Genomic DNA, 23240 nt, shown 5'->3' on the forward strand with positions numbered 1-23240 from the left:
ATGAATACCTCCGGACTCATCCACTACGACCCGTTCTTCTACCCACTGGACGGCGTGCACCGGTGGAACCGCATCTACGGACGCCGGGGCTTCCTCCAGTTCCAGTGCGTGGTGCCCTTCACCGACGCGGGCGTGGCGGCGACGCGGGAGATCCTCGACCGGAGCGCGCACAGCGGCATGCCGAGCTTCCTCACGGTGCTCAAGGTGTTCGGCGACGTGCCCTCGCCGGGGTGGATGAGCTTCCCCAGGCGCGGACTGACGCTGGCGCTGGACTTCGCCAACAAGGGCGAGCGCACGTACAAGCTGCTGGCGGAGCTGGAGCGGGTGACGGGCGAGGCGGGTGGGCGGTTGTACCCGGCCAAGGACTCGCGGATGAGCCCGGAGAACTTCGCGGCCTGGTACCCGGAGCGCGAGCGCTTCTCGGGATACGTGGACCCGGCCTTCTCCTCATCGTTCTGGCGCCGGGTGAACGGCGCGGGCTAAATGCCGCCCATGATGAAGAAGGTTCTCGTTCTCGGCGCCACGAGCGCCATCGCCCAGGCGACGGTGCGGCTGCTGGCCGCGCGGGGCGCGTCGCTGTACCTGGTGGGCCGCAACGCCGAGCGGCTGGACGCGGTGGCGAAGGATGCCCGCACGCGGGGCGCCGCCCGGGTGGAAAGCGAGGCGCTGGACCTCGACGAGCTGTCCCGGCACGAGGCGCTGGTGGAGCGGGCCGCCACGGCGCTCGGGGGGCTGGATGGGGCGCTGCTCGCCCACGGCATCCTCGGGGACCAGAAGGCGGCGGAGCAATCGTTCTCGGAGACGGAGAAGGTGCTGCGCACCAACTTCTTGAGCGCGGTGTCGCTGCTCACGCCGCTGGCCAACCGCTTCGAGACCCAGAAGTCGGGCACGCTGGTGGTCATCTCCTCGGTGGCGGGAGACCGGGGCCGGCAGAGCAACTACGTGTATGGCGCCTCCAAGGGAGCGCTGAGCGTGTTCCTCCAGGGACTGCGCAACCGGCTGGCGCGCTCGGGCGTGGCGGTGGTGACGGTGAAGCCGGGCTTCGTGGACACGCCGATGACGGCGGACCTGAAGAAGAACGCGCTCTTCGCCTCGCCGGAGAAGGTGGCGCGGGGCATCGTCCGGGCGGCGGACCAGGGCCGCAACGAGGTGTACCTGCCCGGCTTCTGGCGCCTCATCATGTTCATCATCCGCTCCATCCCCGAGCCCGTCTTCAAGCGGATGAAGCTGTAGGCCCCCAGGCTCATGCCTGATCGCGGAGCAGGCAGGGTGGCGTCACGCCACCGGCTGGGCGAAAGGTGATAGCCTCGACGAGGAGGACGCGGCCGCTTCCCCTGGCCGCCGCGGATACCGCCTGAGTCACCGCTCCGCCCCGGGCCTTTGAACATGGCGTTCTTCAATTCGATGAGCAGCGGCACCCGCTCCCTGCCCGGACGCATCGACGCGCTCCTGCGCACGTGTGCGATGCCGCTGGCGCCCTTCCTGGCCTACTTCGTGGGCATGGTGCTGGGGCTCCAGGGTGAGCAGGTCTCGCGCTCCGTTCTCTGGCTCCTGCCCCCCGTCATCCTCGTGTGGGGCATCCTGTACCCGCCGCTGCTCATCAAGCACCTGCACGACCGCGCCGTGCGCATCGAGCCGGACGAGCCCCCCGGCGTGCGCCTCGGCCGCATCCTGAAGATGCCCTGGCGCATCGCCTTCTACGTGATGCCGGGCTCCTACACCTTCGGCGCCATCTGCTTCTGCACCAGCGTCTGCGTGTGGTTCGACAAGAGCTTGTGGCTGGTGGTGTGGGGCACCGCCATCGCGCTGTCGGTCGGTCTGCTGCTGGCGTTCCCCGCGGGCATCGCCATCGAGCGCTGGGTGCAGCCCCTGGCCCTGGAGGAGCAGGAGCGCCACCCCCACCTGCGCGTGGTGGGCGGCGGCTTCTTCTGGGTGCGCCAGTCCTGGTTCCTCCCCTACGCCTTCATCGTGTGCCTGCTGTCGCTCATCGTCCTGGGCGGCGTCGCCGTGGGCGTGCAGACGACGAACGTGCAGCGCCGCTACATCGTGGACCTGGAGGCCACCGGCCAGCACCAGGCGGCCGCCATGCTGGAGGGCCTGGGCACCTCGCTGCTCTCCGAGCTGAGCATCCCCGTGGCCGTGCTGGCCGTGTTGCTGCTCACCCTCGCCACCGTCTCCGCGTGGATGCTGGCGCGCCGCCAGGAGCGTGGCTCGCTCGCGGTGCTGCGCGCCATCGAGGGCCTCTCCGTGGGCAAGGTGCGTCCGCCCCAGTGGGTCTCCACCGATGAGATTGGCGACCTGGCCTTCGGCCTCAACGCCATCATCCTCCAGCTGAGCGCCCTGCCCCGCACGCTCCAGCAGTCGGCCGCCCAGCTCGTCGATGCCGGCGCCACCCTGCGCCAGGCCAACGACGCCCAGCGCCGCGCCCTCACCACCCAGGCCTCCGCCATCCAGGAGACCAACGTCACCGCGCAGGAGATCAAACAGACCTCCGATCTCACCGCCCAGCGCGCCGAGAAGGTGCTGCACGTGGTGCGGCATGCCGAGGCGCTCAGCCGCGAGGGCACCAGCGCCCTGGAGCAGACCACCGTCGGCTTCAGCGCCATCCGCGACTCGGTGTTCGCCATCCGCGGCAGGATGGAGCGGTTGCAGGCCAGCGCTCAGCAGATTGGCGAAATCACCGAGACGGTGAAGGACCTGGCCGACCAGTCCAACATGCTGGCGCTCAACGCCGCCATCGAGGCGGTGCGCTCCGGCGAGCACGGCAAGGGCTTCACCGTGGTGGCCCGCGAAATCCGCCTCCTGGCCGACCAGTCCATCCGCGCCACCGCCCGCATCCGCACCATCCTCGACGAGGTGGGCAACGCCGTCGGCGACGCCGTCTCCATGACGGACGTGGGCGCCGCCCAGGTGGAGGGCGGCCTGGACAAGGTGCGCACCTCCGAGGAGAGCCTCCGTCAGCTCTCGCAGATGGTGAAGGAGAGCGCGTCCGCCGTGACTCAAATCACCGTCGCCGTCAGCCAGCAGAACGCCGGCTTCTCGCAGATCTTCAACGCCGTCGCCGACCTGTCGCGCAGCATGGATCAGGCCATGGATCGCCTCGAGGCCACCCAGGAAGCCGCCGACACCCTCCAGAACGTCTCCGCCCAGGTCAGCCGCGTCGCCGGGCAGTACCACCTCGAATAGCCCCTCTTCGTTTCCGCCACTGTCCGAAAATTACAACTTGACCGGACAGCCCCTCAACCTGTAGTCTTCAACCTGGTGACTGGGGGGCCCCCACAAGGCTGTCTCGTCCCCCAGGCAGGAGGTCCGTCATGCACCGGCAGGAGATTCTCGATCACGTCCGCAACATCATCCTGGCCACCAACAATGGCCTGTACCCGGACGACGTGAGCGAGTTCGCCTCCATGACGTATGATCTGGGCATGGACTCCTTCCATCTGGAGTCGATGATCTCCCGCCTCAAGGACGAGGTGGCGGACATCGAGTTCACTCCCTGGTACGTCAAGGCCTCGCGCCGCGGTCACGACACGGTGGGCAGCCTCGTGGACTTCATCGACGAGCGCGTGGCGCAGCTGGCCTCCGCCCGGAGCGCCGACGAGGCCTCCCCCAGCACCTCCGCCGACAACCGGCTCGAGCTGGAAGCGGCATGAGCCCGGCAGCACCGGCTCGCCGTCCCACCCTGCTGTCCATCGCCTCGGCCGTCCCGCCCCTGTCCCTCACCCAGGATGAGCTCTACGAGGGGCTCTTCAAGGACTGGTTCAAGGACGTCCGCAACGCCGAGCGCATCATCAAGAACACGGGTGTGCGCCGTCGCTTCTTCGCGTGGGATCCGCGCGTGGAATTGAAGGACGGCACGCGCGGCGTGGGTGATCGCGTGCGCGTCTACGAGCGCGTGGGCCTGCAAGTCACCGGACAGTCGGTGGAGAAGGCCCTCGGAGCGTTGGATCGCTCGCGGGTGGGCGCCTTCACCATGACGACCAACTCGGGCTACTCGGGGCCGGGGTTGGACCTCTTCCTGGCCAAGAAGCTCGGGCTCAACAGCCACCTGCGCCGCACCTTCGTGGGCCACATGGGCTGCTTCGCCGCCTTCCCCGTGCTGCGGGTGGCCATGGACAGCCTGGCGGCGCGCCCCGACGAGTACGTGCTCGTCAACGCCTCCGAGTACAGCTCGCTGCACTACCACCCCTCGACGGACCCGGAGCAGGTGGTCATCCACGGCCTCTTCGGGGACGCCGCGTGCTCGGTGGTGCTGGGCAGCGCCCCGGACGGCGAGGGCGTGCAGCTCATCCGCTCCCACACGGAACAGCTCTACGAGACGCACGAGCTGATGGGCTGGCACATGCACAACGACGGGTTCCGGATGACCCTGTCGCCCTTCGTGCCCTTCGTCCTGGCCGAGCACATCGAGGCCTTCCTCGAGAAGCTGCTGGGCCCGGAGAAGCTGGCCGTGGGCGACGTGAAGCACTGGCTCATCCACCCCGGCGGGCCGAAGATCCTCGAGATGATCGGCAAGCAGCTCGAGTTGGAGCCGTCGCGGCTGAGGCCGAGCTTCCACGTGCTGAGCGAGTTCGGCAACTGCGGCGCCACCACCGTGCTGCTGGTGCTCGAAGAAGTGCTGAAGACGGAGAAGCCCCAGCGCGGTGAGTACGGCGTGATGTTGGGGTTTGGTCCCGGCCTGACGGTCGAGGGGATGTTGATCCGGTTCTGAGCCGGTTGTTCACCGAGGAAACACACCGATGAGCCAGGAGCCGTTGCGGCGGCAGACGGGGCCTGTCCACCTGGGCCCCGGGGCGGGGCGCCACCCCAGCCGAGAGCTTTCCCAGCGGGCCCCGCCCCGCGCCACGCCGGCCCCCGTGCGAACGCTGGGCGAGGCCGTGGGGCACTGGGCCCGCACGCGGCCCTCGCAGCCCCTGCTCTACTTCGCGGACCTGGAGGAGCGGCTCACCGTGCTCACCGCGGGGGACCTGCACCACAACGCCTCGCGGCTGGGCGCCAACCTGCGCGCGCGTGGCGTGCGGCCGGGGGACAAGGTGGTGCTCTCCTTCGACACCAGCCCCGAGTTCCTCGAGTGCTTCTTCGCCTGCGGCCTGGTGGGGGCCACGCCCTGCCTCATCGAGCTGCCCTCCTCGAAGGTGTCCGTACGGGCCTGGGGCGAGCGGCTGCGCCAGAAGCTCGGGCTGCTGGACGCCCGGGCCATCCTCATCGACCCGGACTTCGCGGACCTCGCCAACGAGGCGCTCGGGGAGTACCGCCCCGCGGACGGCGGGCCCATGCCCTTCGTGGCCTCGGTGAGCGAGCTGGTGGCCGACGCCGAGCCCTTCGAGCCGGCCACCCTCCACGAGGAGGACGTGGCCTTCATCCAGTTCACCTCGGGCACCACGGATGCGCCCAAGGCGATTCAAATCTCCCACCGGGCGCTGTTCGCCAACTGCGCGGCCATCGGGGAGAGCGGGCAGTGGGACGCGGATGACCTGATGGTGTGCTGGCTGCCGCTCTTCCACGACATGGGGCTGGTGGCCTCGATGCTGTCCTCCTTCGTGCACGGGCTGCCCACGGCGCTGCTTCCGCCCTTCGGCTTCCTGCTCAAGCCGGCGCGCTGGCTGTGGGCCATGCACTACTTCCGTGCCACCTCGTGCTTCGCGCCCAACTTCGCCTACCAGCTGTGCGTCAAGCGCATCAAGGACTCCGAGGTGGAGGGACTGGACTTGAGCGCGTGGGAGCGGGCCTACAACGCCGCCGAGTTCATCCACGCCGACACCGTGCGCCAGTTCACCGAGCGCTTCCAGCCCTCCGGCTTCGAGCCGGACGCCTGGCGGCCCTCCTACGGCATGGCGGAGATGGTGGTGGGCGTGTCCTCGCGCAGCCGCGGCGATGCCCTGCGCCAGGAGACCCTCTCCCGCTCCGCGCTGGCCTCGCGGGGCCGGGCCGAGCCCCTCCCCGAGGGCCATGACTCGGACACCTTCACGGTGCTCAGCGTGGGTCGGATGCTGCGGGGCATCGAGCTGCGCATCGTCGACGACGAGGGCCGCCCCGTGGGCGAGCGCCAGGAGGGTGAAATCCTCCTGCGCGGCACCTCGCTCTTCAGCGGCTACTACAAGGACCCGGAGGCCACCGCCGAGGTGCTGCGCGACGGCTGGCTGTACACCGGGGACCTCGGCTACGTGGCCGACGGCGAGCTCTTCATCTGCGGGCGCAGCAAGGACCTCATCATCAAGGCCGGGGAGAATCACCACCCCTACCCCATGGAGAACGCCGCCGCGCAGGTGGCCGGGGTGCGCACCGGGTGCGTGGCCGCGGTGGGCGTCAACAACCGGCAGACGGGCACCGAGGACATCGTCCTCGTGTGCGAGACGACCGAAACCAAGCCCGACGTGCTGCGCCAGCTGTGCAAGCACGTGGAGGAGATGGTCTACCAGGGCTCCGGCGTGCGCCCCAACCGTGTCATCCCCGTCGCCCCGCACACCGTGCCCAAGACGACCAGCGGCAAGCTCAAGCGCGCCTACATCCGGCAGAACATCGAGGCCTTCGACAACCTCTCGCTGCTGGTGACGCCCCCGCCCCGCGTGGCCATCGTCCACTGAGTCTCGGGGCTTCCCTCTTTTGCTCCGCGTCCTGGATTAGCGGATGTTTTCGTACATCCACGACATAAAATTCTTTCGTAAAAGTTGCTTGCCCCCTTGTTGGGGCTGAATTCTTCGGCTACAAGGTTATTCAACTTTTCCCGAGGAGTTGGAAATGTCCCGTCGCTTCGTGTCCAAGTTCGCGCTGGTGGTTGGTTCCATGATGGCCCTGGCTGGGTGCAGCAGCTCCGAGCAGCAGCCCGCCGAGCAGCAGCCGGCGCAGCAGGCCGTCAACGCCCGCGGCTGTGCGACGCAGGACCTGACCGAGGCCCAGCAGTCGGCGGTGGAGCAGTACCTCTCCAACATCCGCAGCGCGCAGGCCCTGGCCATCGGCTCGGTGAACGTCCCCGTCTACGTCCACGTCATCAACAAGGGCACGGGCATCTCCAACGGTGACATCCCGGACTCGATGATCGCCGAGCAGATCAACGTGCTGAACGCGGCGTACGCCAACACCCCGTTCCGCTTCACCGTGGTGAGCACGGACCGCACCACCAACAGCACCTGGTACACCGCGGGCCACGGCACCACGGCCGAGAGCCAGATGAAGAACGCGCTGCGCCAGGGCTCGGCGGACGACCTGAACATGTACTTCAGCAGCCCCGGTGGCGGCCTGCTGGGCTGGGCGACCTTCCCCTCCAGCTACGCCTCCAGCCCCAAGATGGACGGCGTGGTCATCCTCAACACCTCGCTGCCCGGCGGCACTGCGGCCCCCTACAACGAGGGCGACACGGCCACCCACGAGGTGGGACACTGGCTGGGCCTGTACCACACGTTCCAGGGCGGCTGCCAGAAGAGCAACGACTACGTCAGCGACACCCCGGCCGAGCAGTCCGCGGCCTACGGCTGCCCCACGGGCCGCGACACCTGCCGTGAGACGGGCCTGGACCCCATCACCAACTTCATGGACTACACCGACGACTACTGCATGGACCGGCTCAGCGCTGGCCAGGTCTCCCGCATGGACTCCATGTGGACCTCCTACCGCGCTGGCAAGTAGTCCGCGCCTGAAGTCCTGAAGTCCCGACGCCGGAGCGCCCCACGCGCTCCGGCGTTTCGCTTTTGCGGGCCTTACCCGGTTTGGAGGATATCCCCCCACACCGTGCTATTGAAATCTTCCACGAAAAACAGAAAACCCCCTTGTGTCTCCCCGGATTCTCGGCGTATAAGGTTTTCACTCTTTCCCGAGGAGTCCGGAAATGTCCCGTAGCTTCATGTCCAAGTTCGCGGTCGTCGTCGGTTCGGTGATGGCCCTGGCGGGTTGCAGCGCCTCTGAGCAGCAGCCGGCCGAGCAGCAGCCCGCGCAGCAGGCCGTGGACGCCCGTGGCTGCGGGACCCAGGAGCTGAGCGATGCCGAGAAGGCCTCGGTGCAGCAGGCCATCGGGGGCCGCGTGAGCGCCCAGGCCCGCGCCGCCGGCTCGGTCAACGTCAACGTCTACTGGCACGTCATCAACAACGGCACCGGCATCGCCAACGGTGACATCCCCCAGACGCAGATCGACTCGTCCATCGCCGTGCTGAACGCCGCGTACAAGAACACCCCGTTCAAGTTCACCCTGGCCGGTGTGGACCGCACCACCAACTCCACCTGGTACACCTGCGCCGGTGGCGGCTGCGAGTCGAAGATGAAGGGCGCGCTGCGCAAGGGTGGCGCGGGCGACCTCAACGTCTACTCCAACAACATGGGCCGTGGCCTGCTGGGCTGGGCGACCTTCCCCTCCAGCTACGCCTCCAACCCCAGCATGGACGGCGTGGTCATCCTCTACTCCTCCGTGCCCGGCGGCACCGCGGCTCCCTACAACGAGGGCGACACCCTCACCCACGAGGCCGGTCACTGGTTCGGCCTGTACCACACGTTCCAGGGCGGCTGCGCCGACCCGGCTGACTACGTGAGCGACACCGCCGCCGAGTCCTCCGCCGCCTACGGCTGCCCGACGGGCCGCAACACCTGCGCCGCCACCGGTGTGGACCCCATCACCAACTTCATGGACTACACCGACGACAACTGCATGAACACGTTCTCCGCCGGTCAGGCCGACCGCATGGACGCGCTGACCATCCAGTACCGCGGGATCTGATCCACTCCTGAAGCCCCGAAGTCCCGACGCCGGAGCGCACCTCGCGCTCCGGCGTCTTGCTTTCGTGGGTCGGTCGTCGAGTCCGGCGTCGAGCCATCCGGGGCACCTCCCCATCCGCGCCCGTGCTTCCGCCCTCCGTTGAATGGCCCGACTCCGCCAAAGCCCCCGCGTGCCTGTCCGGTCGCATTCGGCGAGCAACTGGTCCAATGGTTGTACCAGTCACGAACCGATCGACCCGGAGGGTGGGCCCCGAGGGAACTTCCCGGAATGGTGTGGAGGGGGGCGCTAGACGATGGCGTTGGCCAGGAGGTGCTCGAAGACGCGCGGGTTCGTCCCGAGCCAGCGCACCAGCGGCCTGCGCAGCACCGGCCTGCTCGCCAGCAGCAACATGCTCCGCGTCAGCCACGCGTACTTGCGGAAGGCCCGCTGGAACACCCGCTCGTAGGGCAGCAGCGCCTCGCGCGTCGCGCCCCTCGCCAGCGCCTCCGGCAGCAGGTTTCCCAGGGCCTCCGCGCACGTGAAGGCCAGCGACAGGCCCTCCCCCGTCACCGCGTCCACGTAGCCCGCCGCGTCCCCCACCAGCGCGAACCGGTCCGCCACCCGGCACCGCGCCGAGCGCGCCAGCGGCCCCGCCCCTCGCGCCTTCGAGTCCGGCTCCACGCCCACCACCCGCTCGGCCAGCAGCGGGAAGCGCGCGAGCAGGGACTCGAAGCCGATGGGCCCCGCCAACCCGTCCGCCCACAGGAAGGCCACCCCCACCCGCTCCTCCCCAGCGGGCGTCACGTACGCCTCCACGCCCTCGCCCAGGTGTACCTCCACGAAGGGCGCCCAGGACTTCATCCGGAAGTGCCGCCGCAGCCCGAAGCGCCTCGGGCCCGCCACCTCCACCTCCAGCCCCTCCGCACGCCGCAGCGGCGAGCCCAGCCCGTCCGCGGCCACCAGCATCCGCGTCCGCAGCGGCCCGGCCGCCGTCTCCAGTTCCCAGCCATCTCCCTCGCGCCGCTGGCTCCGCACCGCGCAGCACTCGCGCAGCTCCACGCCGAGCGCCCGCGCCCGCGCCGCCAGGGCCTTCACCAGCGCCACCCGCCGCACGCCCAGTCCTCCAGGTACCGGCAGCCGTCCCTCGGCGCCGCTGCCGTCCTCCTGCACGTAGCGGATGCCCACGAAGGGCGCGCACTCCCTCCGGTCCAGCAGCGCGAGCGCCCCGAAGCGCTCCAGCGCCGCCACCCCCGAGGGCATCAACCCCTCACCGCACGCCTTGTCCGGAGGCACCCCGGCGCGCTCCAGCACCACCGTGCGCAGCCCGTGCTTCGCCACGGTGAGGGCCACCGCCAGCCCCGCGGGGCCCCCGCCCACCACCGCGACGTCCCAGGGGCTCACCCGTCTCGTCCCGCTCGCACGAAGGCCAGCGCGCTCTTCGCCATCTCCACCGCCATCCCCACCGGGCCCACCTTCTTCGGCGCCGTCAGCTCGCCCGCCAGGTAGCGCCGCAGCGCCTCGCTCCGCCGCAGCTTGCCGCTCGAGGTGCGCGGCAGCGTCCCCGGCTCCAGCACCTCCACCGTGTGCGGCCGCACGCCCGTGCCCGCCAGCACCGCCTCGCGCACCCGCTCCTCCAGGCCTTCCCCCCCCGCGCCCGGCGCGTGCTCGGCCAGAATCAGCAGGGCCTCGTCCTGTTCACCCTCGGGCGTGAAGCCCAGCGCCACCGAGCAGCCCGTGCGCAGACCCTCCACCGCCTCCAGGCAGTCCTCGAACTCCTGCGGCGCGTGGTTGGCGCCCCGGATGATGACCAGGTCCTTCGCGCGGCCCGTGAGGAACAGCTCTCCGTCCGCCTCGAAGCCCATGTCCCCCGTGTCGAGCCAGCCCTCGGCATCCAGCGCGCGCTCGGTCACCTCCGCGTGGCCGAAGTAGCCCGCCATCACCGAGGGCCCCCGGACGAAGACGCGCCCCACCCGCCGCTCCTCCAACGTGTGGCCCAGCTCGTCGCGCACGCATACCTCGAAGCCCGGCACGGGACGCCCCACGGACACCACCTCGCGCGAGCCGTCCACCGCGCGCCGCTCGGCCGCCAGCACCCGCGCGTCCACGCCCACCGCGCGGGGCCCCCGTCCCGCCGGAGGGAAGGTGACGGCCAGCGACGCCTCGGACATGCCGTACACCGGCCGCAGCGCCCCCGCGTGGAAGCCCCAGCGAGAGAAGCGCTCGGAGAAGCGGCGCAGCGTCTCCACCGAGACGGGCTCGGCGCCGTTGAGCGCGTGCCGCCAGCCGGAGAGGTCCACGCCCTCCATGTCCGCGTCCTTCACCCGCTTGAGACACAGCCCGTAGGCGAAGTTGGGCGCGGGCGAGACGAAGGCCCGGTGCCGCGACAGCGCGCGCAGCCACAGCGCCGGGCGCGCGAGGAACACCTCGGGGGGAATGAGCACCATGCCGCCCGGGTAGTACGCCGCCGACAGCAGGCAGCCGATGAGGCCCATGTCGTGGTACAGCGGCAGCCAGGACACGCCCACCGGGGCCCGGTCCTCCGGCGGCGGCAGCTCCGCCTCGAGCGCCGCGAGCTGCGCCATCAGGTGGGCATGGCGGAGCGCCACCGGCTTCGGCTCCACGGTCGAGCCCGAGGAGAACTGGATGAGGGCGAGCGCCTCGGGGGACGTGGGCACCTCTCCGTCCTCGTCCTCGCGCGCCACCTCGTCCACCGTGTGGCAGCCGAGCCGGGGACGCGCCGCCGCCACGGACTCGCCCAGCAGCAGGCGCACCTTGCCGTCGGTGAGCACCAGCGCCGCGCCGGACACCTCCAGCATGCGCGCCGTGGAGCGGTGGTACTCCTCCAACCGCCCCAGCCGCACCGGCGGGTAGAGCGGCACCGGCACCGCGCCCGCCAGCAACGTGCCGAAGAAGGCATCCATGAAGCCTGGCGAGGTGGGCAGCAGCAGCGCCACCCGCTCCCCGGGGGACAGGCCCAGCCGCCGCAGGCCCGCGGCGGTGTGGCGGGCGCGCCGGTACACGTCCGCCCAGGGCAGGTGGCTCTCTCGCTCGGCCGCGTCCACGAAGACGAGCCCGAGGGACGTGCGCGCCGCGGCGGCGAGCGCCTCGTTGACGGTGGCGTGCTTCACCTTCGGCAGCGCGGGTCCCTTCATGCCAATCCTCCTCCACAGGCGGCTCGAGACTCCTCGGCGGTGCGCGAGGCGACCAGCCGCATCAGGTCCCCCACGGTGCTCACCCCCACCGAGTCCTCCACCGACAGGCGGATGCGGAAGCGGTTCTCCAGCTCCACCGCCAGCACCGTCAGCCCCAGGCTGTCGAGCTGGAGGTCCCTCATCAGGTGGTGGGAGGGCTCCACCGCGCCCCGCCAGTCCAGCTCCTGCGAGAGGATGCGGCGTACCTCGAAGAGGACGATCAACTCGTTGTCAGTCACGGTGCATCTCCGGGAGGAAACGGGGCTTGTGCGCGAAGGCCTCGGCGTACGCGGCGCCCAGGGCGGCCTCCTCGGCGCGGATGCGCACGCGCAGCAGCAGGGCATTGGCCAGCGAGAAGACGAGGGCCGTCACCCACGCGCCGTGGATGAGGGGCACCGCGGCCAGCTCCAGCACCACCGCCACGTAGTTGGGATGGCGCAGGTAGCGGTACGGCCCTCGCGTCACCGGCGGCAGGCCCGGCACCACGATGACGCGCGTGTTCCAGTACTCGCCCAGCGAGGCGATGGCCCAGTAGCGCAGCACCTGGGCCGCGAGCGCCACGCCCAGCGCGGCGTAGCCGGTGGCTCCGGGGAAGGGGCGCGAGAGCCCCAGCACCTCGGCCCCGCACGCCACGAGGAAGAGCGAGTGCAGGACGACCATCACCCGGTAGTGGCCCCGCCCCGTCTCCACTCCCCCGCGCGCGAAGGCCCGCGCCGCGTTGCGCTGGGAGAGGACGAGTTCCACGAGCCGCTCGGTGGCGAGCAGCCCCAGGAAGCCCAGGTAGCCGTCCAGGGAGCTCACCATCGCAGCAGCACCAGCTCGGCGCAGAAGCCCGGACCCATGGCCATCATCACCCCCCAGTCCCCGGGTTGGGCCTTGCCGGACTCCAGCATGTCGCCGAGCACGAAGAGCACGGAGGCCGAGGACAGGTTGCCCACCTCGCGCAGCGAGTGCCACGATTGGGCCAGCATGTCCGGCGTCAGCTCCAGCGCCTCCTCGAAGGCCGTGAGCACCTTGGGGCCGCCGGTGTGCGCCACCCAGTGCTTCACGTCCCGGCGCGACAGGCCATGCGCGCCGAGGAAGTCATCCACGTCCCGGCGGATGAAGTCGCGCACGAGGCTCGGCACCTTGGCGGACAGCACCACCTTGAAGCCCGAGTCCACCACGTCCCAGCCCATGATGCGCTCGGTGTCCGGGTAGAGCACCGAGCGCGTGGCCACGATGCGGGGGCCGGCCGTGGCACCCGCCCGCTCCGAGCCCTGCAGCACCACGCACGCGGCTCCGTCCCCGAAGAGCCCCGAGGCGATGATGTTGGGGATGGAGAGGTCCTCGCGCTGGAGCGTCAGCGAGCACAGCTCCACGGCGATGAGCAGCGCCGTCTCGTTCTTCCAGGCCCGGAGGTAGTCCGAGGCCCGCGCCGTACCGGCCGCGCCCGCCACGCACCCCAGCCCGAAGATGGGGGTGCGCTTCATGTCCGAGCGCATGCCCAGCCGGTTCATCAACCGCGCGTCGATGCTCGGCGTGGCGATGCCCGTCACGGTGACGAAGTAGACGTGGTCCACCTCGCGGGGGGTGAGCCCGGTGCGGTCCAAGGCCCGCCGCACCACCTGCTCGCCCAGCTCCAATGCCACCTGAATCCAGGCGTCATTGCGTTGCTGGAAGGTGACGAGCGAGGGGTACTGCCCGATGGGCAGCGCGAGGAAGCGGCCATCTACCTGGACCGAGCGGTGCAGCTCCTCCAGGCGCTCGATGTTGTAGTGCCGGGTGGCCCACAGGTCCCTCAGGGCGCCGATGATCTGGTCCTGCCGGGCGTAGTGCGGAGGAAGGAGCCGCTCCACCGCGCGGATGACGGGAGAGGAGTCCTGGGTTGGTGCGGAGTTCATCGACGCCGTCCCTGCTGTAGTGGGTGGGATGCGACGGTTAATCACCCATCCCCCAGGGTGCGACCAATGGGGAAAAGATTGAACGCATCAGGTGGCCTCCCTGTCGCGCACCTGCTGGGTGGCGGACACCTCGCGCATCCACCCCGTGACGCGGAGCGCGCGCGTGTTGGCTGGAACACAGCGCTCGGTTCCCCTTCAGCGCAGCGGCAGCTCGCGGATGTCGACATCTTCCAAGGCCAGGCGCCGCACGGCCTCCACGAAGCGCTCGGTGCCGATGAGCATCGGCTCGAAGTCGCTCAGCCGGAACAGGTCGGTGTGCGTGGGGAGCGAGGCCGCATCCAGGACGGGATCATCCGGGCGCGTGAAGTAATCGTGCCCACACTTGGGACAGGGCGGGCGCCGGCCGGGCGGCGTGCAGTCCGGATGCAGCCGCCCGTGAGGGAGGATCTCCAGCTCCAACAGGTCCGGATGCTTCTTCTGCCGGAAGCGCAGCTCCGTGGGGAAGCCACGCAGGCCCCGTATACCCTCGGCCTGGAGTTGCTCCAATGCCTCACGGTGTATCAACGGCATTTGCGGAAGGAAGAAGAAGAGCGGGCTGAAGGTTCCCCTGGCTGTACCCACCAGCGGACCGAAGGTCGCGCCCGGGAGCAGTTGCGCCCCGGGTGGCACGAGCGGGCGCACCAACTCGCGTAGTCGAACGAACTCGTCGAAGGGCTCTGGCCGAGGCTTCTCGTATTTCTCCTGCTCGGGCAGGGCGGACAGATCCGCGCTCGGATACGCGGTCGCGCTTCCGGCCCATGTGGCCCCGCATTCAGGACATCGGAGCCCCGGCAAGCGCCACTGGTGCGCAGCACTGAGATCTCCTGTGTAGCGCGACTCCCCGGGATACCGGAGCCAGTAGAATTTCGTCATCTGCTCACCTTCCGCCTCGGGTGTAGGGGACGACGGGTCCCGTCAGTTGGAACCGGAAGATCAGCTCCCCTGCATAGCGGTAGATGGCTTCTGGTGGTGCGTATGGGTTGGCCTCCTTGAATTGTCTCCATGCCATGTTCCATTGGCCGCCGCTGGGTCCACCACTGTGGATACGGAGGTGGATATGCTCTGGAATGAGCAGGGTGAATTGATGGATGTCTGGCACGCCCTGTTGATGAAACCACTCCTGGAGATCCCGGGCCTGGGGAAGGATGTGGTGCCTCACCCACCGGCCCGCGGGAAGAGCGGGGGGCGAAGGCTTCGGGTCGAGGTGACGGTTGAAGCGAAAGGTGAGAACGGGCTGGGTGTCCCGCGACAACCAGAGGGGCCGGCCCCACCAACGCCTCGGAGAGGCAGGCCCCATCGGGGTGTAGACGGGTGGTGGCCCACCGCCCCGGAACGCCAGCAGCGCCTCCCGGGGCACGACCTCCTGACAACGGAAGAGACCGCACTCCTCGCCCTCCTCGTCACATAACGGAAGGAGCGTCCGCTCGTCCTCGCATCCCGCTTCCCAGGAGGCCACCACCTCTGGAGCCTCGTTGCCCTCCTGAACGACGGGGCTCGAGGTCGCACACGCGGCCAACAGCCCGAACCACAACAGCCAGATTGTCGACAGGACTCGCATGGGTTTCGGAGTCTAGAGCACGTCGTCCGGGAAACAGGTTGGGCAGACCTCTTCCACATAGGGGACAGAGGAAGGCCACACAGCCGTCGCCGAGCGGACATCCCAGGCCCGAAACGCGGGGGGCACGCCGGTTGCTGGTGGGGATCCGGCATGCATCGTGCCTTCCTGATGTGTGCCCTCCTGGGCGGACTGCTCTTGAGCCCCGAGGCCGAGGCCGCGCGCCGGGCCTCGTCGAACCGGAGCACCCGACGCGCCTCGCTGTCGCTCTCGGAGCGGGCCGCGCTCCGCGCCTCGCTCTGGGTGGGACTCCCCTCGCTGAAGCGGGTGAGCCGCACGGTGAACGACGACTGCTCCGGGCTGGTCAACCTCGCCTACCGCAAACAGGGCCTGAACCTGCTGCCCGAGCGCACCCTGCCGGGAGAGAACGGCGTGGCCGCCATCCACCGCAAGGCGCGGAGCCTCGATGCGCTGCGCGGTGAGCCACGTCCGGGAGACCTGGTCTTCTTCCGGGAGACGTACGACCGCAACCGGGACGGGCGGCGCAACGACGGGCTCACGCACATCGGCGTGGTGGAGCGTGTGGAGCCGGACGGCACGGTGACGTTCGTGCACCGCGCGGGCCAGGGCGTGAAGCGCGCGAGGCTGAACCTGCACCAGCCGAGCCTCCGCCGGGACGCGCGAGGCCGGGTGCTCAACGACTACCTGCGCCGCTCCGAGCGGGCCACGCATCCCCGGTTGGCCGGGGAGCTGTTCGCGGGCTTCGCCACCGTGGACGGGCGGTGGCTCACATCGCCTTGACGAGCGCCGCGCGCTCCTGGAATGTCGTCGCGGAGGAAGGTGGCCACGTCCTCGGCGGGCGCCTCGACGGCCTCGCGGCGCTTGGGAGCCAGCTTGAGGTGCCGCACGGCCGGGGGCAGCGTGGAGGAGATGCCCACCTTCTTGCCCTTCTCGCCGAGGCTGCGCACGGTGCCCCCGGGGAGCGACTTGCGCAGCGCGTCCGTGGACAGAGGCCCCTTGCGCGGGGCCTTGAGCACGGCCTCACCCACGTCGGCCAGCTCGGTGGGGGCGATGCCCGCCTTCTCGTGCTCGCGATCCGCGCGCTTGCGGTGCCAATGCGCGCGAGCGCGGTCCAGGGAGACGGAGAGGGCCGCGGGGGAGGCGCCACGGGCCATGTCGTCGGTCGTCCTCCGGGGCGCACTCCATGCGAGTGGCCCCGGCATTGACGACCGCGAGCCTTACGTCAGCGGCGCGGCCTCGTCGGTCTCGTTGGGCACCTGCAGGCGCGGCTGGGTCTGGATGAGCTCGGAGAACATGGCCTCCATCTGCTCACCGATGACGACCAGCTCCTCCTTGGTCATCAGCTTCTTCACGCCGACGAAGAGGTCCTTCTCCTCCTCCTTCACGTGGTGCTCGATGAGCTCCTGGAGCACCATCACCTTGGCCTTGAACTGCGCGTCGGTGGCGTCCATCTCGAGGAGGTCGGCGATCACCCGCTTGGCGGACAGGTGCTCCTCCACCGCATGCGTGAGCTTCTCCGCGACGGGGCCCACGTAGACGCTGGGATAGAAGATCTTCTCCTCGATGGTGGCGTGCGCCGCGAGGTTGTCCGCGAGGAGCGTGACCAGCTCCATCATCTTCGCGTCGTCGTCGCCCGCCCTCTCGAACTTCTCGAACAACTCCTCCACCTCGCGGTGCTGCTGCTTCAAAAGCTCGATGGCGTCCATGTCCGCTCCTCAGTGGGTGGCTGAAAGTGTCTGAACCCAAGTTCGGCATGGAGGCCCACCACGCCAAGCGGGAAGACGGATTTCCCCGCCGGCTCGCCGGGCGACCTGACTTCCGAGGTCAGCCCTCCTCCACCACCCCGGAGGTCACTCCGGAGCCCTCCAGCCCGCACGCTCGCTCCCCGACGCGCCAGGCCCCGGCAAGACCCCTTGACGCCTCCAAGTGGCTTTCCTTCCTGGGCAAGCGCTCCAACATTCGAGGACATGAACGGTGATGTCGACCGGTTCCGGCGGCTCCTGTTCTCCCTGGGCCGACTGCACTCCCTGAGGGATCCACTCGCCAGCTCGTGCGAGCGGACGCCACTCACCGCGCCTCAAATCCATGCCCTGCTGTGGCTGGGCCAGGACGAGGCCCTGACCATGGGAGAGCTGGCCCGGCGCCTGGGCATCACCGAGAAGACCGTGACCGGCGTGGTGGACCGACTGGAGCGCGAGGGCCACGTGCAGCGCGAGCGCGATCCCGAGGATCGCCGCGTCGTGCGCTGCCGGCTGACGGCCGCGGGCACGCGCGTGTACCGCAAGCTGGACCGGACCGTCCTCCAGGGGATGGGAAGGATGCTGGAGCGGCTCGACGCCAACGACCGCCGGGCCCTCTTCCGCATCCTGGAGAAGCTCATCGCCTCGGCCTCGCCCGAGGGCAGGCCGCCGAGCCTGCCGGGAGCCGGAAGCCGATGAGTCCTCGGCGATTCCGGCCCCGGTGACTTCAGGCGCGTTTCTCACGCGCCTGAACACCTCGCACCGCTCGTTACTGCTGCGGCGCGGCCTCGGGAGCAGCCCTCGGCGCCTGCACGCGCGCGCAGGTGACCGAGACCGACTGGGGGCTCCAGAGCTGGACGGGAAGGACGTAGCCGGGGGTCGCCAACCCAGTGGCAGGGTCGACGCCGCTGGTGGCCAGCTGGATGGGAACGCTGACCGCGGCCTGGACGGCGGTGCCCGCCAGCCAGTTCAGGAAGGTGACCTCGTTCATCACCTCGGCGAAGCCCTGGGGGCAGGCCTCCGTGACATTGACGGGGTCGGAGATCTCCCACAGCCCGGCGATGGCATTGTGGTGCCACCGCTCCAGAGCGGGGGTGCTCTCGGCGGGAACGTTGTTGATGTACCGGATGCGGTAACAGCCGCTGGTGGCCGCCAGGAGGGCGGCGAGAAGCATGAGACGATGGGTTTTCATGGAACTCTCCCGATCTTGGGTGGGGGGCTGGGCTTAGCGGGCCGCGGTAACGGAGTCCGAACCAGTGGACGGAACCTGGGCGGTGCCCGAGGCGCACTCGATGACGATCGTGCGCGGGCTGTAGATGCCCAGCGTGATGGTGCCGAGGAAGCCGTCGAGGAACGTCTGCTGGTTCTTCCAGCGCGCGGCGCCCCCATCCGGGCACACCTCGTTCATGTTCACGACCTTCTCGCCCACGAGCCCCCAGAGGAAGAAGGGCGCGTTCTGCTCGACACGCCCGCCTCCCGCATTGCGGCCGGTGGTGTAATGGACCGTCTGACAACCCGTCGTGCAGAGCAGCAGCGCTGCCACCGCACCAGTTCGAAGCAGCTTCGAATGCATGGTTCCCCTCCTGTTATGCCCGGATGCGACCTGTCGGGCGCGCTTCAGATAGCAAAATCAGGAGGGCTCGATGAAGGGGTTTTTCCGACTTGCGGAGCGGCTCCTCCCTTTCAGCCTTGATATAAGACGGCTCTCACCATGACTCCCCACGAAGCAGAGAAGGCCCTGGCGGAAGCGGAAGTGGTGCCGTGCGTGGAGCTGGGGCTCTCGGATGCCCGGAAGCTGGTGGAGGCGTGCCTCGCCGAGGGCGTGCCCGCGCTCGTCCACCGCGAGGCCTGTGGCAAGCCCAGCTGCTCCCCGAAGTTCCAGGTGCTCGTACGCCCCGAGGACACCCCCCGCGTCGCGGGCCTGCTCCAGCGAGGGTGGATGGAGAGCCTCCAACGCGAGGGGCTCGTCCCCCCGCGGCAGCTTCAGGCGCTGCCCGAGGAGGGTGAGCTTCCGTGCCCCGCGTGCGGCACGGCCGCGCCGCTCGTCGAGGGCGCGTGCGGCGACTGCGGCCTGCAACTGGAGTGAGCGGGCCGCTCGCGCGGGGCGGTGCTACGGGCCGCTACTGGCTGCTGGTGGCGGGCTCCAGCGTCGCCGGGCGCCGCACCACCTCGGCGGAGGGCGCCTTCGTCGCGTCGAGCAGGGTGAGGTCGGCCACCACGGGGTAGTGGTCCGAGGCCTTCACGCGCAGCACCCGGCTGCTCTTCGGCATGAAGTGGTCACACGCCATCACGTAGTCGATGCGCAGGTTGGGGATGACGGGCAGCGGGTAGGTCTCCGCCTCGCCCTGGCCGCGCAGGGCGAACACGTCCATCAGCTCGCGCTTGAAGAGCCGCAGGGAGCGCGAGTCGGGCGTGTCGTTCATGTCGCCCATGAGCAGCTTGGGCCGCGGATCGGCCGACAGGAGCTTCATGATGGCGGCGCTCTGGCGCATGCGGATGTCGCTGTTGAAGGGGCGCCGGGTGAGGTGGGTGACGTAGATGCTCACCTCCTGCCCGTGCACCTTCATGAGGATGCGCGCCACGGTGCGCGGCTCGGTGCCCGGCTCCACGGGGAGCGGGTACTGCTCCACGGACTCCAGCGGGAAGCGGGAGATGATGCCCACGCCGTAGTCGCCGCCGTACAGGGCGGTGGTGCGGAAGTGGGCGTAATACGGCAGGCCCGTGCGCTGGGCCAGCTCGGCGGGCTGATGGAGCCCGTTGGCCCGCCGCGAGTTCACGTCCACTTCCTGGAGCGCGACGATGTCGGGCGAGGCGGAGCGGATGGTCTCGGCCACCTTGTCCAGGCCCCTGATGCCGGACTGGATGTTGAAGGTCATCACCCGGAGATCCCCTTCGCCCCGAGAGTTCGCGCTGTCGGGGGCCGCGTTGGCGCGGAGGGACGGGGAAGAAGCACATGCGACGGAAGTCGCGATGAACAGGCCGGCGAGGAGTCGGACGAGTTTCATTCGGGGGCGAGAGGATGTCAGCAATCCGTGGAGCCGTCTCCCGACCCTCCCGAGCCAGACAGGAGAGCACCCGGGCGAGCAACCCGTGGAAGACTCCGCTCCCTCTCGAAAGGATGCCTCGATGCACTTCCTCCGCCTCGCCGTGCTGCTCACCGCCACCAGCCTGCTGCCCGCCTGCTTCTCGCCCCTTGACTGCACCGAGGAGTTCCGCCCCTCGGTGCAGGTGAAGGTGGTGGACTCACAAGGCAGGCCGCAGCCGGACGCGCGCGTCACCTATGTCCAGGACGACCACCCCGAGCAGCAGGCCCAGTGCCAGCCCGCCATCGGCGCCACGGGCTGCGAGGAGTGGTGGGCCGGGCTCGACGAGCCGGGCTCGTTCGTCATCAAGGCCACGAGCGCCGATGGCACGCGCACGGCCGAGCGGCGCGTCACGGTCGGTGGGGACCTGTGCCACGCGAATACGGAGCAGGTGCGGCTCACCCTGCCGGACTAGGGACACCAGAGCACGGCGTTCCCGTTCTGGAAGGCTCCGTGAGATCCAAGAAAGGCCCGAAGCCTCAAAAGGGTGAAAGAGACCCGACCTTCGAAGCGTTCATTGCCCGCTTCTCTCTCTCTCCTGAGGCTCCACATGGACACCCCCAAGCTCGATCGTCCGCTCGGCGTGCAGGATCTGCCTCTGGAGCGGGATGTCTTCCTGCGCACGCTCATCCGTCACCTGGCGGGCACCCTGGAGGAGGTGGTGGGCCTGCCGGAAGCGTCCGGCTTCATCAGCGTGGTGGGCCAGCACATGGGGGAGGAGCTCAACGCCCTCTACCGCAAGGCCCTGGCCCTGCCGAGCCTCTCGCGCGAGCAGGTCGCGGACGTGCTGGTGGACCTGAAGGCCCGCATCAAGGGGGACTTCTTCATCATCGAGCAGGATGACGAGAAGATCGTCCTGGGCAACCGGGCCTGCCCGTTCGCCGAGAAGGTCGTGGGTCGCCCCTCCATGTGCATGATGACGTCCAATGTCTTTGGCGTCATCGCCTCGGAGAACCTGGGCTACGCGAAGGTCTCGCTGGAGCAGACGATTGCCCAGGGCCACCCGGGCTGCCGAGTGGTGGTCTACCTGCGGCCCACGGCCGAGGCCCAGGCCGCCTCGGGACGGGAGTACGTTCAGACGTGATGGCCGAGGGCCCTGCCGTCCCCCCTCTGTTCACCCAGCTCTGCCGCCTGCTCTCCGAGCCCCTGCTGCTGGTCTCGGCGGACGGCGTGGTGCTGGGTAGCAGTGCGACTGCCCGGTCCCTCCTGGGGCTGCGGGAGGTGGAACTGCATGGCCGCCGGCTCGTGGAGTTGGGCGGGGTGGAGGCTCCCGAGCGGGTGGCGGGCTACCTGCGCCTGTGCGCGCGCAGTCTGGAGCCGCTGCCGGGCTCGCTCACGCTGCGGTTGGCCAGTGGGGAGCAGGTGCGGCGCGGCTGCCGGGGCGCGCGCCTGGAGCCGGGCGGGTCCGGGCAGCCGCCGCTGGTGCTGCTGCGCCTGGCGACCGAGGCGCGGCAGGACAATACCTTCGGCCTGCTGAGCAGGAAGATCGATGAGCTGACGCGGGAGGTCACCCGTCGGCGCCAGGTCGAGGAGGAGCTGCGGCGCATCATGGACTTGCAGGAGCAGTTCATCGGCATCGTCAGCCATGACGTGCGCAGCCCCCTGTCCGCCATCCTGATGAGCGTCCGGCAGTTGCAGCGCCTCGAACTGGGGGAGCGCGAGCGCCGGGTGGTGGATCGCATCGAGCGGGGGGGCCAGCGTATCGAGCAGGTGGTGGGGCTGCTGCTGGACTTCACGCGGGCGCGGATGGGCCAGGGCATCCCGGTGCAGCCGCGGTTCCTGGACGTGCACGAGCTGTGTGCTCGGGTGGTGGACGAGCTGAAGGCGACACAGCCCCAGCGCTGGGTGGAGCTCCGAGGCGCGCCGGCCTGGGGCGTGGTGGATGCGGACCGCCTCTTCCAGGTGTTGGCCAACCTCCTCGAGAACGCCTGCAAGTACGGGACGGCGGACCAGCCCGTGACGCTGAGCACGGAGGAGGTGGGCGACGAGCTCCGGGTGGAGGTGCACAACGAGGGGGAGCCCATCTCGGCGGAGCTGCTCCCCAGACTCTTCGAGCCCTTCAGCCGGGGCGCCCAGACGGAAGAGACGGTGAAGCTCAGCCTGGGCCTGGGGCTGTACATCGTGCGGGAGATCGTCCACGCGCACGGCGGGAAGGTGGAGGTGTCCTCCACGCGCGAGACGGGGACGACCTTCACCCTGCGGCTGCCTCGCCAGCAGGCCGGGGAGCAATCCGGACAGTGCCCCGCCCAGGTGGCCGCGAGGCGTTGAGCAGGGCAGGGAGTTCGCCGCGGGCTCAGAGCCACGCGAAGGCGTCGCGCAGCGCCTCCCGGCCGCCGCGCTCGAGCACCTGCCCGTGGCACGGCACCACGCGGTCGAAGTCCCATTGGAGGACGCGATCCCTCCAGGCGCGCAACGCGGCCTTGTCCTTCACCATGGACTTGAGGTGCGAGGTAGGCGCCAGCCGGCCGTAGGCCCCGCCCAGCTTCAGGTACGTGCGCGTCAGCCACGAGGACGTCTCGTGGATGTTGAAGGCCACGTCGGTGAGCAACAGGGTGCGGCTCGGGCGGTGCAGGAAGACGAACTCCTCCAGCTTGGGGATGCCGTGCGTGAGGAGCTGCTCGATGGTGGGCGACTGGCCGACGTCCACCACGTCCGACAGCTCCACGTCGATGCGCAGGTCGGGCCGCTTCTTGCGCAGCCCGGGGGGCGCGAGCACCCTCGCCGACGGGTACGCGGCGGCCCAGTCCCCCATCGCGAGGTGGTGCATCACGTTGGGCGCCACGAGGAAGCGCACCGGCCCCAGCGCGTCCACCGCCTGGCGCACGGTCGCCTCCAGCTTCACGGGCGAGTGCACCCACAGGCCGCCGTCTGGCAGGCGGATGACGGTCATCCTCCCCCCCAGGTCCATGAGGCCTCCTACGCGGAAGGGGACATCCAGGACGAACAGGTCATCGGACAGCGGGCGCGGCATCGCGGGCTCCTTCGTTCTCGACCGAGGCGCGAAAAACTACCCGAGGATCCCCTCCCCTTTCTCGCGGATTGAGAGGAG

26 protein-coding genes and 1 pseudogene are annotated in these 23240 nt (G+C 69.6%); 14 read left to right on the plus strand and 13 right to left on the minus strand.

Annotated features, from left to right (window positions below; genetic code table 11):
- The 8 genes and pseudogenes from VF794_RS02195 to VF794_RS02230 form a co-directional block, all read left to right on the plus strand.
- A pseudogene (locus VF794_RS02195) lies at positions 1 to 483 on the plus strand (FAD-binding protein); the annotation flags it as partial.
- A gap of 12 nt (positions 484 to 495) precedes the next feature.
- Positions 496 to 1233 (plus strand): SDR family oxidoreductase, encoded by a 738-nt coding sequence (locus VF794_RS02200; RefSeq protein ID WP_331107277.1) that lies wholly within the window; start codon positions 496 to 498, stop codon positions 1231 to 1233.
- 153 nt (positions 1234 to 1386) lie between these two features.
- Positions 1387 to 3186 (plus strand): methyl-accepting chemotaxis protein, encoded by a 1800-nt coding sequence (locus tag VF794_RS02205; protein ID WP_331107233.1) that lies wholly within the window; start codon positions 1387 to 1389, stop codon positions 3184 to 3186.
- A 128-nt stretch (positions 3187 to 3314) separates the two neighbouring features.
- The gene (locus VF794_RS02210; RefSeq protein ID WP_331107234.1) at positions 3315 to 3653 is read left to right on the plus strand and encodes a hypothetical protein; all 339 of its coding nucleotides are present in this window, start codon (positions 3315 to 3317) and stop codon (positions 3651 to 3653) included.
- On the plus strand, positions 3650 to 4711 hold the full coding sequence (locus VF794_RS02215; protein ID WP_331107235.1) for a type III polyketide synthase: 1062 nt from the start codon (positions 3650 to 3652) through the stop codon (positions 4709 to 4711). Before VF794_RS02210 ends, VF794_RS02215 begins: the two co-directional genes overlap by 4 nt.
- A gap of 28 nt (positions 4712 to 4739) precedes the next feature.
- Positions 4740 to 6584, plus strand: a complete 1845-nt coding sequence (locus tag VF794_RS02220) for a fatty acyl-AMP ligase (protein ID WP_331107237.1) — start codon at positions 4740 to 4742, stop codon at positions 6582 to 6584.
- 154 nt (positions 6585 to 6738) lie between these two features.
- Positions 6739 to 7623, plus strand: coding sequence for a zinc metalloprotease (locus VF794_RS02225; RefSeq protein ID WP_331107239.1), 885 nt, complete (start codon positions 6739 to 6741; stop codon positions 7621 to 7623).
- A 199-nt stretch (positions 7624 to 7822) separates the two neighbouring features.
- The gene (locus VF794_RS02230; protein ID WP_331107241.1) at positions 7823 to 8701 is read left to right on the plus strand and encodes a zinc metalloprotease; all 879 of its coding nucleotides are present in this window, start codon (positions 7823 to 7825) and stop codon (positions 8699 to 8701) included.
- A gap of 285 nt (positions 8702 to 8986) precedes the next feature.
- Here the strand turns inward: VF794_RS02230 and VF794_RS02235 are convergent, their stop codons facing one another.
- The 7 genes from VF794_RS02235 to VF794_RS02265 all read right to left on the minus strand — a co-directional run bounded on the left by VF794_RS02235 (position 8987) and on the right by VF794_RS02265 (position 15351).
- Positions 8987 to 10081: an NAD(P)/FAD-dependent oxidoreductase gene (locus VF794_RS02235; RefSeq protein ID WP_331107243.1), complete on the minus strand. Its 1095-nt coding sequence runs from the start codon at positions 10079 to 10081 to the stop codon at positions 8987 to 8989.
- Positions 10078 to 11832 carry a fatty acyl-AMP ligase gene (locus VF794_RS02240; RefSeq protein ID WP_331107245.1) on the minus strand — a complete coding sequence of 585 codons (1755 nt, stop codon included), beginning with the start codon at positions 11830 to 11832 and terminating at the stop codon, positions 10078 to 10080. The genes VF794_RS02235 and VF794_RS02240 overlap by 4 nt, the downstream gene beginning before the upstream one ends.
- Positions 11829 to 12110 carry an acyl carrier protein gene (locus VF794_RS02245; protein ID WP_331107247.1) on the minus strand — a complete coding sequence of 94 codons (282 nt, stop codon included), beginning with the start codon at positions 12108 to 12110 and terminating at the stop codon, positions 11829 to 11831. The genes VF794_RS02240 and VF794_RS02245 overlap by 4 nt, the downstream gene beginning before the upstream one ends.
- Positions 12103 to 12675 (minus strand): isoprenylcysteine carboxyl methyltransferase family protein, encoded by a 573-nt coding sequence (locus VF794_RS02250; protein ID WP_331107249.1) that lies wholly within the window; start codon positions 12673 to 12675, stop codon positions 12103 to 12105. The genes VF794_RS02245 and VF794_RS02250 overlap by 8 nt, the downstream gene beginning before the upstream one ends.
- Positions 12669 to 13754, minus strand: coding sequence for a type III polyketide synthase (locus VF794_RS02255; protein ID WP_331107250.1), 1086 nt, complete (start codon positions 13752 to 13754; stop codon positions 12669 to 12671). Before VF794_RS02255 ends, VF794_RS02250 begins: the two co-directional genes overlap by 7 nt.
- Before the next feature lie 195 nt (positions 13755 to 13949).
- Positions 13950 to 14666 carry a double-CXXCG motif protein gene (locus VF794_RS02260; protein ID WP_331107251.1) on the minus strand — a complete coding sequence of 239 codons (717 nt, stop codon included), beginning with the start codon at positions 14664 to 14666 and terminating at the stop codon, positions 13950 to 13952.
- A 4-nt stretch (positions 14667 to 14670) separates the two neighbouring features.
- Positions 14671 to 15351, minus strand: a complete 681-nt coding sequence (locus VF794_RS02265) for a TIGR02269 family lipoprotein (RefSeq protein ID WP_331107252.1) — start codon at positions 15349 to 15351, stop codon at positions 14671 to 14673.
- Between the two features lie 150 nt (positions 15352 to 15501).
- Between VF794_RS02265 and VF794_RS02270 the strand changes: the two genes are divergently transcribed.
- Positions 15502 to 16149, plus strand: a complete 648-nt coding sequence (locus tag VF794_RS02270; protein WP_331107253.1) for an NlpC/P60 family protein — start codon at positions 15502 to 15504, stop codon at positions 16147 to 16149.
- Here VF794_RS02270 and VF794_RS02275 read toward each other — a convergent pair.
- Entirely contained in the window at positions 16050 to 16523 is a 474-nt protein-coding gene (locus VF794_RS02275) for a hypothetical protein (RefSeq protein ID WP_331107254.1), read from the minus strand. The genes VF794_RS02270 and VF794_RS02275 overlap by 100 nt on opposite strands.
- A 63-nt stretch (positions 16524 to 16586) precedes the next feature.
- Positions 16587 to 17075, minus strand: a complete 489-nt coding sequence (locus VF794_RS02280) for a hemerythrin domain-containing protein (protein WP_331107255.1) — start codon at positions 17073 to 17075, stop codon at positions 16587 to 16589.
- Between the two features lie 261 nt (positions 17076 to 17336).
- Between VF794_RS02280 and VF794_RS02285 the strand changes: the two genes are divergently transcribed.
- Positions 17337 to 17807 carry a MarR family transcriptional regulator gene (locus VF794_RS02285; protein ID WP_331107256.1) on the plus strand — a complete coding sequence of 157 codons (471 nt, stop codon included), beginning with the start codon at positions 17337 to 17339 and terminating at the stop codon, positions 17805 to 17807.
- Between the two features lie 70 nt (positions 17808 to 17877).
- On the opposite strand, the gene VF794_RS02290 is transcribed toward VF794_RS02285, so the two are convergent.
- Together VF794_RS02290 and VF794_RS02295 are read right to left on the minus strand one after the other, a co-directional pair.
- Positions 17878 to 18300 (minus strand): hypothetical protein, encoded by a 423-nt coding sequence (locus VF794_RS02290; protein ID WP_331107257.1) that lies wholly within the window; start codon positions 18298 to 18300, stop codon positions 17878 to 17880.
- Between the two features lie 33 nt (positions 18301 to 18333).
- Positions 18334 to 18681 (minus strand): Bor family protein, encoded by a 348-nt coding sequence (locus VF794_RS02295; protein WP_331107258.1) that lies wholly within the window; start codon positions 18679 to 18681, stop codon positions 18334 to 18336.
- Between the two features lie 138 nt (positions 18682 to 18819).
- On the opposite strand from VF794_RS02295, the gene VF794_RS02300 reads away from it, so the two are divergent.
- Entirely contained in the window at positions 18820 to 19194 is a 375-nt protein-coding gene (locus VF794_RS02300) for a hypothetical protein (RefSeq protein ID WP_331107259.1), read from the plus strand.
- A 34-nt stretch (positions 19195 to 19228) separates the two neighbouring features.
- Here the strand turns inward: VF794_RS02300 and VF794_RS02305 are convergent, their stop codons facing one another.
- Entirely contained in the window at positions 19229 to 19984 is a 756-nt protein-coding gene (locus VF794_RS02305; RefSeq protein ID WP_331107260.1) for an endonuclease/exonuclease/phosphatase family protein, read from the minus strand.
- A gap of 250 nt (positions 19985 to 20234) precedes the next feature.
- Between VF794_RS02305 and VF794_RS02310 the strand changes: the two genes are divergently transcribed.
- From VF794_RS02310 to VF794_RS02320, 3 genes are all read left to right on the plus strand, one after another.
- Entirely contained in the window at positions 20235 to 20606 is a 372-nt protein-coding gene (locus VF794_RS02310) for a hypothetical protein (RefSeq protein WP_331107261.1), read from the plus strand.
- 135 nt (positions 20607 to 20741) lie between these two features.
- Entirely contained in the window at positions 20742 to 21275 is a 534-nt protein-coding gene (locus VF794_RS02315; protein ID WP_331107263.1) for a methanogen output domain 1-containing protein, read from the plus strand.
- Positions 21275 to 22459: a HAMP domain-containing sensor histidine kinase gene (locus tag VF794_RS02320; protein WP_331107265.1), complete on the plus strand. Its 1185-nt coding sequence runs from the start codon at positions 21275 to 21277 to the stop codon at positions 22457 to 22459. Before VF794_RS02315 ends, VF794_RS02320 begins: the two co-directional genes overlap by 1 nt.
- Positions 22460 to 22484: 25 nt before the next feature.
- On the opposite strand, the gene VF794_RS02325 is transcribed toward VF794_RS02320, so the two are convergent.
- A complete protein-coding gene (locus VF794_RS02325) occupies positions 22485 to 23162 on the minus strand; it encodes a DUF4336 domain-containing protein (RefSeq protein ID WP_331107267.1) in 678 nt (225 codons plus the stop codon).
- Positions 23163 to 23240 lie beyond the last annotated feature (78 nt).

It is taken from the genome of Archangium sp., from assembly GCF_036389735.1.
GTDB lineage: Bacteria > Myxococcota > Myxococcia > Myxococcales > Myxococcaceae > Archangium.